The 13,014-nt window shown below is 64.1% G+C and carries 10 protein-coding genes; 5 read left to right on the plus strand and 5 right to left on the minus strand.

The window, feature by feature from the left end:
- Nucleotides 1-162 precede the first annotated feature (162 nt).
- The 3 genes from ACIQUG_RS13590 to ACIQUG_RS13600 are packed head-to-tail and all read left to right on the plus strand — an operon-like array spanning nucleotide 163 to nucleotide 3,853.
- Nucleotides 163-1,311 carry an amino acid ABC transporter permease gene (locus ACIQUG_RS13590; RefSeq protein ID WP_402322261.1) on the plus strand — a complete coding sequence of 383 codons (1,149 nt, stop codon included), beginning with the start codon at nucleotides 163-165 and terminating at the stop codon, nucleotides 1,309-1,311.
- A gap of 3 nt (nucleotides 1,312-1,314) precedes the next feature.
- Nucleotides 1,315-2,421 (plus strand): amino acid ABC transporter permease, encoded by a 1,107-nt coding sequence (locus ACIQUG_RS13595; protein WP_402322264.1) that lies wholly within the window; start codon nucleotides 1,315-1,317, stop codon nucleotides 2,419-2,421.
- Nucleotides 2,414-3,853 (plus strand): amidohydrolase family protein, encoded by a 1,440-nt coding sequence (locus ACIQUG_RS13600; protein WP_402322267.1) that lies wholly within the window; start codon nucleotides 2,414-2,416, stop codon nucleotides 3,851-3,853. Before ACIQUG_RS13595 ends, ACIQUG_RS13600 begins: the two co-directional genes overlap by 8 nt.
- 16 nt (nucleotides 3,854-3,869) lie before the next feature.
- On the opposite strand, the gene ACIQUG_RS13605 is transcribed toward ACIQUG_RS13600, so the two are convergent.
- Nucleotides 3,870-4,457 (minus strand): YqaA family protein, encoded by a 588-nt coding sequence (locus ACIQUG_RS13605; protein WP_402322270.1) that lies wholly within the window; start codon nucleotides 4,455-4,457, stop codon nucleotides 3,870-3,872.
- 129 nt (nucleotides 4,458-4,586) lie between these two features.
- Nucleotides 4,587-5,495, minus strand: coding sequence for an AraC family transcriptional regulator (locus ACIQUG_RS13610; protein WP_402322273.1), 909 nt, complete (start codon nucleotides 5,493-5,495; stop codon nucleotides 4,587-4,589).
- A gap of 97 nt (nucleotides 5,496-5,592) precedes the next feature.
- Here ACIQUG_RS13610 and ACIQUG_RS13615 point away from each other — a divergent pair, with 97 nt between their 5' ends.
- The gene (locus ACIQUG_RS13615; protein WP_402322276.1) at nucleotides 5,593-6,336 is read left to right on the plus strand and encodes an SDR family oxidoreductase; all 744 of its coding nucleotides are present in this window, start codon (nucleotides 5,593-5,595) and stop codon (nucleotides 6,334-6,336) included.
- Between the two features lie 29 nt (nucleotides 6,337-6,365).
- On the opposite strand, the gene ACIQUG_RS13620 is transcribed toward ACIQUG_RS13615, so the two are convergent.
- From ACIQUG_RS13620 to ACIQUG_RS13630, 3 genes are all read right to left on the minus strand, one after another.
- The gene (locus ACIQUG_RS13620) at nucleotides 6,366-7,175 is read right to left on the minus strand and encodes a phosphate/phosphite/phosphonate ABC transporter substrate-binding protein (RefSeq protein WP_402323031.1); all 810 of its coding nucleotides are present in this window, start codon (nucleotides 7,173-7,175) and stop codon (nucleotides 6,366-6,368) included.
- 129 nt (nucleotides 7,176-7,304) lie between these two features.
- Entirely contained in the window at nucleotides 7,305-9,584 is a 2,280-nt protein-coding gene (locus tag ACIQUG_RS13625; protein WP_402322279.1) for a methyl-accepting chemotaxis protein, read from the minus strand.
- A gap of 160 nt (nucleotides 9,585-9,744) precedes the next feature.
- The gene (locus tag ACIQUG_RS13630) at nucleotides 9,745-10,392 is read right to left on the minus strand and encodes a TetR/AcrR family transcriptional regulator (protein ID WP_402322282.1); all 648 of its coding nucleotides are present in this window, start codon (nucleotides 10,390-10,392) and stop codon (nucleotides 9,745-9,747) included.
- Between the two features lie 133 nt (nucleotides 10,393-10,525).
- On the opposite strand from ACIQUG_RS13630, the gene ligD reads away from it, so the two are divergent.
- A complete protein-coding gene (ligD, locus tag ACIQUG_RS13635; RefSeq protein ID WP_402322285.1) occupies nucleotides 10,526-12,997 on the plus strand; it encodes a DNA ligase D in 2,472 nt (823 codons plus the stop codon).
- The last annotated feature ends 17 nt before the right edge of the window (nucleotides 12,998-13,014 follow it).

Consider the following 13,014-nt stretch of genomic DNA (forward strand, 5'->3'; position numbering starts at 1 on the left):
CGCGCGTTTCGCGCGGGTCCGCGTCTCCACATGGTGCTCCCTAATCGGCCTGTGGAGAGTGCGCGCGGCATGCCGCCCGTACTATAAACGATGGAAATCGATCAGGTTATGATCTTGGGTCGTGCCGGCCCGAGATCATTGTGCTCCAAGGGACGGGTGCCGATGCCCCTGTTTTATGATGCGCGCATTCGCGCCTATCTTTATCAAGTGATCGCCGTCGGCGTCGTGCTGCTCGTCGCCTGGGTGATGTTCAGCACCGCAAGCGCCAATCTTGCCAAGCAGGATATTGCGACCGGTTTCGGCTTCCTGGCCCGCCAGGCCGGATTTGTCATTACCGAATCCGCCATCACCTATGAGCCGACGGATACGATCGGCCGCGCGATCCTCGTCGGCATCGCCAACACGGTCAAGGTTTCACTGCTCGCCGCCCTGTTCGGCACTGTTCTTGGCCTCTTGGTCGGCATCGGGCGGCTGTCGCACAATCCGGTACTGTCGCGGCTGATGCTTGCCTATGTGGAAGCGCTGCGCAACGTGCCGCTGCTGCTTTACCTGCTGCTCTGGTACTCGCTGATCATTTCCGTCTTTCCGCCGGTCAAGCAGGCGATTGAGATGCTGCCCGGCGTGTTTCTGTCGAACAGCGGTCTGGTCACGCCGGCGCTGCACTGGCAGAGCGGTTTCGCCGCGCTGGCCGCCGCCTTGGTCGTCGGCGTTGCCGCCGCCTTCGTCACCGCGCGCGTTCTCGGCCGCCGCCGCATCGTCACCGGCAAGGAGCGGCCGATTGCTCTCTTCGCAGCGATCGCGTTTCTGCTGCCGCTGGTGGCAACCCTGCTCTTCGCAAACATCTCGGTTGCTTGGGACGTGCCGGAACTCGGCCGCTTCCGCCTGAGCGGCGGCTACCACCTGCGCCCCGAATTCGTGGCGCTTCTGCTCGGCCTGACGCTCAGCGTGTCGGCCAATGTCGCTGAAATCGTTCGCGCCGGCATCCAGGCGGTGAGCAAGGGGCAGTGGGAGGCGGCGACGGCACTTGGCCTGTCGCGGGCGCGCACGCTGAAGTTCGTGATCCTGCCGCAGGCGCTGCGCATCATCATTCCGCCGCTCACCAACACCTATCTGACCGTGTTCAAGAACAGCTCGCTCGCGATCGCCATCGGTTATCCGGATCTGGTGATGGTCTCGAACACGATCATGAACCAGACGGGCCAGGCGATTGAAGCCATTGCCATTTTCATGGGCGTCTATCTCGGTCTGTCGATCCTGATCTCGCTGGTGATGAACTGGTACAATGCGCGGGTCGCGCTGAGGGAGCGCTGAGCCATGACACAGGTCGACACCCTCTTGAGCAACGCAGCACTTGCGCCGAGCCGCGAAGCGCCGCCGGCGGCGCGCAGCCGCTGGTTCAGTGCCTATTTCGGCACGCCCGGCAATGCGCTGATCACCATCCTCTGCCTCGGCACGGTCTTTGCGGTCGCCAAGCTCGCGATCGGCTGGCTCTTCGTCGACGCCACCTTTGTCGGCACGCCTGCGGAGTGCAAGGCAACGAGCGGTGCCTGCTGGCCGTTCCTGTCGGCGAAGATGCGCTACATCTTCTTCGGCTTTTATCCGTTCGAAGAGCAATGGCGTCCGCTGACGGCCATGCTTCTGTTTCTCGGCGCCTGCCTCGTCTCGATGGTGCCGAAGGTCTGGGGGCGGGGACTGCTGATCGCCTGGGTCGCCGTCGTCCTGCCGGTGCTCTATGTGCTGATGGCGGGTGGCTATTTCGGCCTGACGGTCGTGCCCACGACGCAATGGGGCGGGCTGCCGCTTTCCTTCATGCTCTCCTTCATCGGGCTTGCCTGCGCGCTCCCACTTGGCATCGCGCTGGCGCTCGCCCGTGCGTCGAACCTTCCGGCAATCCGCGTCCTCGGCGTCGGCTTCATCGAGATCGTGCGCGGGGTGCCGTTGATCAGCATCCTGTTCATGGCGACGGTCATGTTGCCCCTGTTCATGCCCAACGGCATCACCATCGACAAGCTCGTTCGGGCGCAGGTGGCGATCATCCTCTTTGCCGCCGCCTATATCGCCGAGATCGTGCGCGGCGGCCTGCAGGCGGTTCCCAAGGGCCAGGTCGAGGCCGGCCATTCGCTCGGCCTGCATTACTGGCAGATCATGCGCAAGATCGTGCTGCCGCAGGCGCTGAAGAAGGTCATTCCGCCCTTGGTCAGCCTGTTCATCGGCTTCTTCCAGGATACGACGCTGGTGACGATCGTCGGCCTGCTCGACTTCCTCGACACCGTCCGTACCGCCATGCGCGACCCGCAATGGCAGGGTATCGCAGTGCTGGAAGGTTATGTTTTCGCCGCTGTCGTATACTTCGTTTTCAGCGCCCTGATGGGGGCTTACAGCCGTTTCCTCGAGCAATATTTCAGGACCACGCATGACTAAAGAGATCCACGTCATCCGCAAAGCGCATACGCTCGTCGCCTTCGACCGCGAGCTTAATGGCCATGTCTATCTCAATGACGGCGACGTCGCCTATGACGACGGGGGCTTCGTGCATGTCGGCGGCCACTATGACGGCCCCTTTGCCAGCGAAAGCTCCGGCCTCGACCGGATGATCATGCCGGGCTTCGTCAACGTGCATTGCCATTCGGGCGAGGAGCCGATCTCCAAGGGCATCTTCGAGGACATGGGGACGGCAGCGCTTTGGGGCAACGCGCTCTACGAATACTCCAACCTTCTGGAAATCGACGACGACGCGATCGAGGCGTCGCTGACGGTCATGGTCGGCGACCTGATGCGCAGTGGTGTCACCACGCTGCTCGATATTGCCGGCCCGCATGCGAGCTGGCTGCCGACGCTTGCCAAAAGCGGCGCACGCGCCTTCGTCGCGCCGGGTTTCCGCGAAGCGCAATGGCACGTCGAAGACAGCCATCGTCTCGACTTCCGCTGGGACAAGGCGCGGGGGCGCGAAGCCTTTGCGCGAGCGCTTGAGGTTGTCGATACGGCGAATGCACACCCCTCGGGGCGCCTTGGCGGCGTCGTCGCACCGTCGCAGATCGAAACCTGCTCGCCGGAACTGCTGCAGGATGCGGTGGCGGCAGCGCGTGAGCGCGGCATGCCGATCACCATCCACGCCGCCCAGACCATGACCGAGCACGAGGAACTCTTGCGCCGGCACGGGCTGACGGCCGTGCAGTATCTCGAGAAGCTGGGTCTGCTCGGCAAGGACCTGATCCTCGGCCATTGCATCTTCGTCGACAGCCATTCCTGGACGCGGCAGCGCACGGAGATCGATCTGCGCCTGCTCGCCGATCGACAGACGACGGTCGCCCATTGCCCGGTCACCTTCTCGCGCAGCGGGATGGCGCTGGAATCGGTCGGCCGCTATCGTCGCGCCGGCGTCAACGTCGCGCTCGGAACCGACAGCTACCCGTTCAACATGCTCGAAGAAATGCGCCAGGCGATGATCTGCGCGCGGCTCTCGGGCAAGTCCGTCTTCGACGTTTCGACCGGCGACATCCTCGAGGCGGCAACGACCGCCGGCGCCCGAGCGCTCGGCCGTGACGACATCGGCCGGATCGCCGTCGGCGCGAAGGCGGATTTCCTGGTGGTCGATCTCAAGCACCACGCCATGCAGCCGGTCTACGACCCCTTGCGCAATCTCCTGCATTGCGCCGCCGAGCGGGCGATCGAGCGTGTCCATGTGGACGGCGCTTGCGTCGTCAGTGAGGGCCGCCCGACATCGATCGACTATGACGGCGCTCTTGCAAAGCTCCAGGAAGCGCAGGACTACGCTTGCCGCAAGGCGGCTGAGAACGACGCGAAGGGTCGGCCGATCGGGACGCTTGCGCCCCTCTCGTTGCCGCGCAGATAGTTCCGGGCGCGATCCGTCAGGAGAGAAAGCGGTGTGCGGCGAAGAGGCAGATCAGGATTGTCGCCGCCGCGCCTGCCAGCGCGCCTAGCCGTCTTTCGAGGAAGTCCCGGATCTCTTCGCCGAAACGCCGCAGCAGCCAGGCAAGCAGGAAGAAGCGCGCGCCGCGGGCAATGATGGCCGAGACGATGAACAGGCCGAGATTGATGTTGGCGGCGCCCGAAAGGATGGTCACGACCTTGATCGGCGGCAGATGCGCCAGGCCCGAGGTGACGAGCAGCAACGCCAGCATCTCGCTGTCGACCGAGGCCTTCAGGTGCTCGAATGTGTCGAGCTTGCCGTAGAATTCGAGCAGTGGTTTGGCGAGCGTGTCGAAGGCGTAATGGCCGAGATACCAGCCGGCCATGCCGCCGAGAACCGAGCAGACAGTTGCCACGAGCGCATAACGCCAGGCCCGCTCCGGGCGCGCCAGCGCCATCGGGATCAGGAGAAGATCGGCCGGAACCGGGAAGATCGAGCTTTCGACAAAGGCAATGATGCCAAGCCAGACAATGGCGGTCTCCCGTGTCGCGAGCGACATTGTCCAATCGTACAGGCGTCGGAGCATGAGGTGCGGTTCTCTGTTGGCCCAGGGTCCGTTTACAGGCCCCAAGGCTCGTCTATAGGCCCGAGAGCAGGGTGTAAATGTGGCTGACTTCTGTATTTGAGATAATTCTCACGAAAAGCCGTGTCGGCGTTACTGGGCGGCCACGGCCAAGCGCGCGTAGCGCCCTGGCGGCTGCCCGACGTGGCGGCTGAAAGCGGTGCTGAAGGTGCTTGCCGAGCTGTAGCCGACGCGTTCAGCGACAGCTGCAAGGTCCAGTTCGCGTTGCCGCAACAGGTCCTTGGCGATCGCCATGCGCCAGACGAGCAGATATTCCATCGGTGGCAGCCCGACGGCGCGGGTGAAGCGCTCGAAGAAGACGGATCGGGACAGTGCGGCCTCGTGCGCCAGTTCCGCCACGGTCCAGTCTCGGGCCGGATCAGCATGGAGCTGGCGAATGGCCGCCGCCAGCCGCGCATCTCCCAGCCCGCGCAAGAGGCCGGGTGCAGCGCTCTCCCCTTCGATGGATCGCAGCGCCTCGATGAGCATCACTTCCACAAGCCGCGCCAGAACCAGATCGCGGCCGGGGCGTTCGTCGCGTGCTTCTTCGCCCACAAGGCGGACGAGCGTCGAAAGCCGGTCTATCCCGCGCAGGTGCATCAATGCCGGCAGCAGCGAAACCAGCAGTCCGGCGTCGGGCGAGTCGAGAACGAAATAGCCGCCGAGCAGGCGCACGTCCGGGTCGCCGTCCTGCCTGCCATGGCGAACTTCGCCGACCGGTGAAGGCACCGCCTTGGGATCGATGAAAGTCGGCTGCACCGGGTCAAAGCCCGACATGGTGAAGCCGGGCGTGCGCGGCAACAAAACGAAATCGCCTGCCTGCAGCGTCACGGGCGCCTCGCCGTCGACTGCCAGCCTGCACGATCCCGCGATGACGGTGCAAAAACTCGGATGGCCGAATTCCGAGTAGCGAACCGCCCAGCGGCCGGCGCCGCTGATGCCCTTGGTGAACACGGTGCGTGGGTGGAGAAGCTGAATGAGTTGCGAGAGGGGATCTGTCATGTCAGGACGATAGCAAACGTAATCCGGACTTCAAGTCGTAGATCATCCGAAATCGTCGCGGTATTCCGGTTCCATCGCAACCACGAAGGCAAACGTGATGAAGACCGTACTGATCACTGGCTGCTCTTCCGGCTACGGACTGGAGACTGCGCGCCGTTTCCATGCCGAAGGCTGGAACGTGATCGCGACGATGCGCTCGCCCCGACACGACATCCTGCCGCCCGCGCAGCGGCTTCGCCTGCTGGCACTCGATGTCACCGACCCCGACAGCATCTCAGCCGCCATTGCGGAAAGCGGCCCGATCGATGCGCTTGTCAACAATGCCGGCGTCGGCGTGGTGGGTGCCTTCGAGGCGACGCCGATGTTTCATATCCGCAAGATCTTCGACACCAACACCTTCGGCACAATGGCGATGACCCAAGCCGTGATCCCGCAGTTCCGCGCCCGCCGGTCCGGCGTCATTGTCAACGTCACCTCGAGTGTAACACTTGCTTCCATGCCGCTGGCCGCCGCCTATACCGCAAGCAAGACCGCGATCACCGGCTTTACCGGTTCGCTTGCCCATGAGCTTGCGGGCTTCGATGTCCGCCTCAAGCTTGTCGAACCGGGTTATGCGCCGACCACGCGCTTCGCCCACAACACCGCGGTACGAGTCGAGGACCTGATCCCCGAGGCCTATGCCGATTTCGCAGCGCCAATCTTCGCCCAATTTGCAACACCGCCACTGGTGACGACCGAGGCCGACGTCGCGGAGGTCGTCTGGCAGGCGGCAAACGATGTGTCCGCCCAACTGCATTTCCCGGCTGGCGCCGATGCGGTGGCGCTGGCACAGGCAAGCTGACGCGCCTGACCCCGGCAGCTTGCGCGTGTTCAGGCGATCGCGGGATAGCCGAGACGATGTGCGAACCGCGCGAGTTCCGCCACAGGCTCGTAATCCGCATTCGACAGGACCGCGAAGTCCTTTAGGGAGAGCACATCGCGCGCCTCAGCCAAGGTGGGCTCCGTGATTACCCGTCTGAGTGAACCGCGCAGCGACAAAAGCTCGTCGTCCGAGGCGTCGCCGCGGGTGATGAGAGGTAGGCCCGGCGTTCTTGCGGTGGTGGTCAAGACCCGTAGCCCGGCCACGCGTTCCGGATCGAACCGTTGCGTGTTGCCATAGGTCACGCAGTCGATCGCGGCCACGTCGGCAGTGCCTGTTGCAACCGCATCGATGCTCGCCAGATGGCTGCCGGTTTCGACAACAGAAGAGAAGAACCGGCCATCTCGGCTGAGGGGCGCGATCGTCGCCCGCAACAGGTTTGTTCCGGAATTGCTGGCGGGATCGTTGATGGCAGCCCGTGTCCCCCGGAGATCTTCGAGGGAACGGACCGGGCCGTCTGCCCGCACGATGATGAAGCTGCACATGTCGGCGCCGTCGCAGCCCGGATCCCCGTAGACCGGTGTCGCGACGAGGCGAACCTTGCCGCGCAGGTCCCGGACGTAGGGATAACCGCAGGTCTGCGCGAGCAGCAGCGCCGGATGAAGCCAAGCGTCGGCATGATGGAGGGCAGCGTCCAAGCGGTCGGGCACATCCGTCACGCCCTCGCGCCGCAGGACGTCGCGCAAGAACGCCCAGAGCGTTGCTGTTGCCGCCGCGAGCGGCGGAGGGCTGACATACATCGCAAGACTGGCTATCCGCATGATTTCCCCGCGCTCGATGAGCTCCCGCCATGGCGTAAAATGCGCTCGGTGAAGCGTCAAGACCATGGCCGCCGCGCCAAAGCGGGTGGCATGTACGCATATGGATGGCTTCCGCCAGAGTGGCGGAGGTCAGGCCGTGCGGCGAAGGTGGACCGGCTCCAGGGCGCGCGTCTCCGATCGACCTTCGTCGGATCCCGTGCGGAAGCGCTCGACGAGATCGAACAGGCCCGACGCCTGGCTTGAAAGCCTGTGGGTCATGGCCGTGCTGTCCTCGACCATCGCATTGTTCTTTTGGGTCACAGCGTCCAGCGACAACATGGTCTGGTTGATGTGCTGCAGGTCGGTCGCCTGGTCGCGCGCGTCGCCGGCGATCTGCAGCGTCTGCTCGTTGATCGCGTGGATCTGACCGGAGATCTCGTCGAGCGCGTCGCCGGCGGCCCGAACCAGAGAAACGCCCTTCGCCACTTCCTCGGCCGACGTCGTGATGATCGCCTTGATCTCCCGGGCGGCCTGGGCCGATTTCTGCGCGAGTTCGCGAACCTCATGGGCAACGACCGCAAATCCCTTGCCCGCTTCGCCGGCGCGCGCCGCCTCGACCCCCGCGTTCAGCGCCAGGAGGTTGGTCTGGAAGGCGATGTCGTTGATCGTGCCGATGATCTGCGAAATGGCGACGGATCCCTTTTCGATCTGGGCCATGGCGCCGACGGCATTCATCACCACCTGACCCGAACGGTCGGAACTCGCCTTGGCGGCGGCCGCGATCGCGGTTGCCGATGTGGCGTGCTCGGCGGTGCGGCCGATGGTGGCGGTGATTGCGCCGAGCGCCGCGGTCGCCTCTTCCAGCGTCGCCGCCTGATGTTCGGTGCGCTTGGCGAGCTGGCCGATGGCGTCGCGCATCTCGCCGGTTTCGCCGTCGATCTCGGCGCTTCTCGCCTTCACGTCGCCAAGCGTGATCGCGAGGCTCTCCAGCGACACGTTGAAATCCGAGCGCAGGCGATCGAAGCCGGCGCCGAAGGGGCGGTCGATGCGAGCCGTTAGATCGCCATGGGACAAGCGTTCGAGCCCCGAAGCCAGCATTTCGACGGCGTCGTTGATCTGGCGGGACACCTCCGCCTGCGTCGTCTCGCGGCCGTGCCGTTCCTCTTCGATCATGGTTCGCGTTTCCGCGGCCTCGGTTTCGAGGCGGGCGCGGTCGCGAAGGGCGTCGCGAAAAACGAGGACGGAGCGGGCCATGTCGCCGATCTCGTCCCTGCGGGTGCCTCCGACACCATCGATCGTCGTGTCGCCATCGGCGAGCCGGCTCATGTCGTGGACGAGACCGGTGATCGGGCGCGTCAGGCGGCGCGAATACCAGACCGAGATCGCCAGCGCGGCCGCAAGGACGGCGAGCGCCGTCGCGAGCGTCCAATTGCGCAAGGCGGTAACAGCAGCAAAGGCCTCCCGCGAGGTCATGACCGCGGCCATGGTCCAGCGCGTGCCGAATGCATCAAGGCTGGTTGCCGCCATCTGGGCCTCCTCGCCACGGAAATCCGAAAGCCTGCTGCTGATAATGCCGTCTTCCGCCGGCTGGTCGGCCGCGATCCGGGCCTTCAGCATATCGTTGTCGGCTGTGGCGGCGCTGTCGGCGAGGAAGAACCCGCCGGTGTCGAGCAGGATCGTCTCGCCGGTTTCGCCAAGGCCGGTGCGGTTGCCGACGATTTCACCGATGCGCCCGTCCGGCATTTCAAGGATCAGCGTGCCGATCTTGCCGTCGATCGATTCCAGGGGGATGGCGATGAACGCGGCGGAGCTGCCGCCAAGCGGCGCATAGGCCTCGTAGGATGCAAAGGCGAGCTTGCTCTTGTCCGTTCCCTCGGCCGTCTCCCGGAAAACGCGGCCAAGGCCGGTGTCCTTCCAGGCAGCGTTCTTGAGGTTGACGCCAAAATCGCCCTTCTTGTTGAGGGCGTAGACGACGTCACCGCTGAGATTGGCGAGCAGCACGTCGCGATAGCCGTGGGCTTCCGCAAAGCGCCGGAAGAACGGGTGATAGCGCGCATGCAGCGTATCGTAGTCGTCGATCCCTGCGGAACCGTAGAGCGCGCGCTTGTCTTCGGCGTTGGGGTTTTCCGCCAGATAGCGGCGCTGCAGTTCGCTTTCGGTCTTGTCGCCGAACTTGGCAGCCGCACCATTCAGATCGCTGAGCGCCTTGGCGACGGACTTCTGCGCCTGCAGATTGCGCAGGTCGTTTTCCACGGTGGTAAGGTAATGGCGAAGCTCGTTGCGGCGGGCATCGGCAAGCGCCTCCAGCTTCTCGACCGCCGCGCGTGACGAGAGATTGCCGCTGACCGTGAGGCTGGCAAGGCTGGTGGCGGCAATGGAAAAGGCGGCAAGAGCCGCCGCAGCGAGAGGAAGCTTCGCGGACAAACGCATAACAATCACCGGACGTGCAGGGAGGAGGCCATGCCGAAGGCTGGTCGCGACGCCTCATGCGTCCGGCGGAAGGGCTTCCGCGCGGAGAGTTATACGGCCTCACGTTACAGCTTGATGACAGCTGGATGACATCGCCAAAGTTTGCCGTGGAGCGAAGGGCTTATCTCGGCAAGGCGCCCGTCAGGAAGATGTCGGCGCAGCTTTCGGCCCGTGCCGTGATCGTCGCCTCGTCGATCGTGCCAAGGCACCCCATCATGACGGCGCGTTGCGGCTCCATCGCCATCATGCCGCGCAGCATGCCCGCGGCCAGACGCGGGTCTGCGACCGCGAGCCGGCCCTGGGCCACCTGTGTCCTCAGCCATCGTTCCAAGGTGGCACTCGTTCGCTGGATCGCCTGTTCCCAAAAGGTGGCGGCAACTTCCGGAAAACGCTCGGCCTCGGCGAGCACCAGGCGGATGATCGCGATCGTGTCGCGCGAGAGCACGAGATGTCCGTAGGCGGCAAGCAGGTGCACCAGGCCACCCCTCACGCCCAGATCTTCCAGGTTCTCTTCGTCGGCTTCCAGCACGAACTCGGCGATCCTGAGGGAGATGACGCGCTCGAACAGATCGGCCTTGGTCGGAAACAGCCGATAGAGCGTCTTGGTGGAAACACCGGCGTTCTGGGCGATGATATTGATGTTCGCCGCCTCGTAGCCGAGGTCGCAGAACTGCCGTTCGGCAGACAGGACGATCACCTGGCGCGTCTCGTCGTCCGGCCGGACCTGGGGGCGGCCGCGCGAGCGTGGGGTCTTTTGCTTTTCGATCATGGCAGCTTTCCAAATTCATCGAATTTCTAGGCGCACCGAGTTGCGAAAGCAATTGTTTTCCGAAATTTCCGGGCCGCGCGTCCTTGCCGTGACGGATATTGCGACCTTTGCGAACACGTTCTAGCTTTGCCGCATGGCGACGTCGAAACTCACGACCTATCGTGCGAAGCGGGACTTTTCCCGAACGCCGGAGCCTGCCGGAAAAACCGGCGCGCAGGGCAATCGTTTCGTCGTGCACAAGCACCACGCCACTGCCGACCACTATGATCTGAGATTGCAGGTGGGCGACGTGCTCAAAAGCTGGGCGGTCCCCAGAGGCCCCTCGCTCAACCCCGCCGACAAGCGGCTGGCCGTCGAGACCGAAGATCATCCGCTCGACTACATCGACTTCGAGGGTGTGATCCCGGAAGGCGAGTATGGCGGCGGGCCGATGATCGTTTGGGACACCGGCGTCTGGGCGCCGATGGACGATATCGAGAAAAGCCTGAGAACGGGCGCGTTCAAGTTTCGTCTCGCCGGCGAGAAGCTCAATGGCGGCTGGATGCTGACGCGGCTGAAGCCGAAACCGGGCGACGACGACAAGCGCAACTGGCTGCTGTTCAAGGAGCATGATCTCGCCGCCGATCCCGATGTCGACATTCTGACGGCGCGTCCGGAGAGCGTGAAAAGCGGGCGGCGGATCGAAGAGTTGGTCGAGCCGCCGAATAAACCGACGAAAGCGGCAAAGCTGGCCGTCCCCAAGCCCGGTTCGCTGACGGGCGCCGTGAAAGGTCCGAAGCCGCAGCGGATCGAGCCGCAACTGGCCAGCCCGACCCCGAAGTCACCTGGAGGGCCACCGGAAAAACAGATCTGGTTGCACGAGATCAAGTTCGACGGTTATCGCACGATGGCGGATATCTCGGATGGCTCAGTGCGGCTGATCACACGCAGCGGGCTCGACTGGACGAAGCGCTACGGCGATCTGCCGGACGCATTCGGCAAGTTGCCCTGTCTGGAGGCGATGATCGATGGCGAGATCGTCGCTCTCGACGACAAGGGCATCAGCCGCTTCTCGCTGTTGCAGGAGGCTTTATCGTCCGGGACGGATGGCAAGCTCGTCTTCTATGCCTTCGACATCCTCCATCTCGACGGCTGGAACCTTGCCGAAGCTCCGCTGGAAAAGCGCAAAGCTCTGCTGGCGCAACTGCTTCAAGGGCAGATATCGAGCCGTTCAGCCATTCAGTTCAGCGACCACGTGAAGGGCGATGGGCGCGGGCTCTACGATCAGGCGGCCGAGCTTGGGCTGGAAGGGATCGTCTCAAAGCGTGCCTCCGCACCCTACCGCAGCGGACGCACCCAGACCTGGACCAAGACGAAAGCGCTCAAAAGCGAAGACTTCGTGATTGCGGGCTACACCGTATCGGAGGCGGCCGAAGGCCTTGCGGCGCTGGCGCTTGGGGAGTGGGTGGACGGAGAGCTGCACTACCGCGGCAAGGTCGGGACCGGCTTCGATGCGGCGACAGCCAAGCAGTTGCTCGCGCGGCTGGAAGCCCTGCGCGGTGGCGAAACTGCGCTCGATGGCGCGCCCAAGGAAATCCTCTGGGTGCGGCCGGTGCTATCGGCCCGCATCCACTACTCCAACCGCACGACCGACAACGTGCTGCGCCACGCGGTGTTCAAGGGGCTTCGCGATGTCGAGCTATCGGCCCCGGCGACGGCGCCGCGCAAGCGCCTGATCACCGACGCCGACCTGGCGACGATCCAGGTGACCAATGCCGACCGCCGGGTCTTCGGAAGATCCGGACCGACCAAACTCGATATTGCCGTTTACTATGCGCTGGTCGGCGATTTCATGCTGCCTCATATCCTCGGCCGCCCGGTGTCGCTTTTCCGCTGCCCGACGGGAAAGCAGGCCGATTGCTTCTTCCAGCGCCATCCCTTCACCGGCATGCCACCTTCGATCGTCAGTTTCAACGCGACCAATTCCGAGGGCGAGAGCAAGTCCTTCCTCTCGATCGAGGGCACGAAGGGTTATCTGGCGCTCGCCCAGTTCGGGGTGATCGAGCTTCACAGCTGGGGTTCGCGGCGCGCGCGGCTGGAGAAACCCGATCGCGTCGTCTTCGATCTCGATCCGGGCGAGGGGATCTCGTGGCGCGACGTGGTCGAGGCGGCGGTCCATATTCGCGGCGAGCTCGAAGCGCTCGGCCTCGTTCCCTTCGTCAAGACGTCTGGCGGCAGCGGCATCCACGTCGTGGTGCCGGTCAAACCGAAGTTGGACTGGAAGAAGACACACCAGGCGACGAGCGCGATTGCCAGCCGCTTGGCGGCGACCGCGCCCCAGACTTTCACCACGACGATGGGCAAGGAAAACCGCGTCAAGCGGATCTTCATCGACTTCCATCGCAATGCCCGCAGCCACACGGCGGCGGCTCCCTATTCGCTGCGGGCACGCACCAATCTGCCGGCTTCGGCGCCGCTTCAGTGGGCGGATCTGGAGACTATCGACGCTCCGGAGGATTTGAACTATTCTTCGCTGCCTGGACTTCTGGATACTTTCGGCGATCCCTGGGCGGATATCGACGACTTTGCCAAGGAACTGCCGCTTCTGTCCGAAACGAGGACGTAATGCGTTTGGCCGCGTAG

Origin of the sequence: Ensifer sp. NPDC090286 (assembly GCF_044769565.1) — a bacterium.
Classification (GTDB): Bacteria; Pseudomonadota; Alphaproteobacteria; order Rhizobiales; family Rhizobiaceae; genus Ensifer.

Excerpts from the sequence above, each read along its gene's own strand:
- ACIQUG_RS13590 (WP_402322261.1), top strand. The coding sequence starts at position 163 with ATGCCCCTGTTTTATGATGCGCGCATTCGCGCCTATCTTTATCAAGTG.
- ACIQUG_RS13595 (WP_402322264.1), top strand. The coding sequence starts at position 1,315 with ATGACACAGGTCGACACCCTCTTGAGCAACGCAGCACTTGCGCCGAGC.
- ACIQUG_RS13600 (WP_402322267.1), top strand. The coding sequence starts at position 2,414 with ATGACTAAAGAGATCCACGTCATCCGCAAAGCGCATACGCTCGTCGCC.
- ACIQUG_RS13605 (WP_402322270.1), bottom strand. The coding sequence starts at position 4,457 with ATGCTCCGACGCCTGTACGATTGGACAATGTCGCTCGCGACACGGGAG.
- ACIQUG_RS13610 (WP_402322273.1), bottom strand. The coding sequence starts at position 5,495 with ATGACAGATCCCCTCTCGCAACTCATTCAGCTTCTCCACCCACGCACC.
- ACIQUG_RS13615 (WP_402322276.1), top strand. The coding sequence starts at position 5,593 with ATGAAGACCGTACTGATCACTGGCTGCTCTTCCGGCTACGGACTGGAG.
- ACIQUG_RS13620 (WP_402323031.1), bottom strand. The coding sequence starts at position 7,175 with ATGCGGATAGCCAGTCTTGCGATGTATGTCAGCCCTCCGCCGCTCGCG.
- ACIQUG_RS13625 (WP_402322279.1), bottom strand. The coding sequence starts at position 9,584 with ATGCGTTTGTCCGCGAAGCTTCCTCTCGCTGCGGCGGCTCTTGCCGCC.
- ACIQUG_RS13630 (WP_402322282.1), bottom strand. The coding sequence starts at position 10,392 with ATGATCGAAAAGCAAAAGACCCCACGCTCGCGCGGCCGCCCCCAGGTC.
- ligD (WP_402322285.1), top strand. The coding sequence starts at position 10,526 with ATGGCGACGTCGAAACTCACGACCTATCGTGCGAAGCGGGACTTTTCC.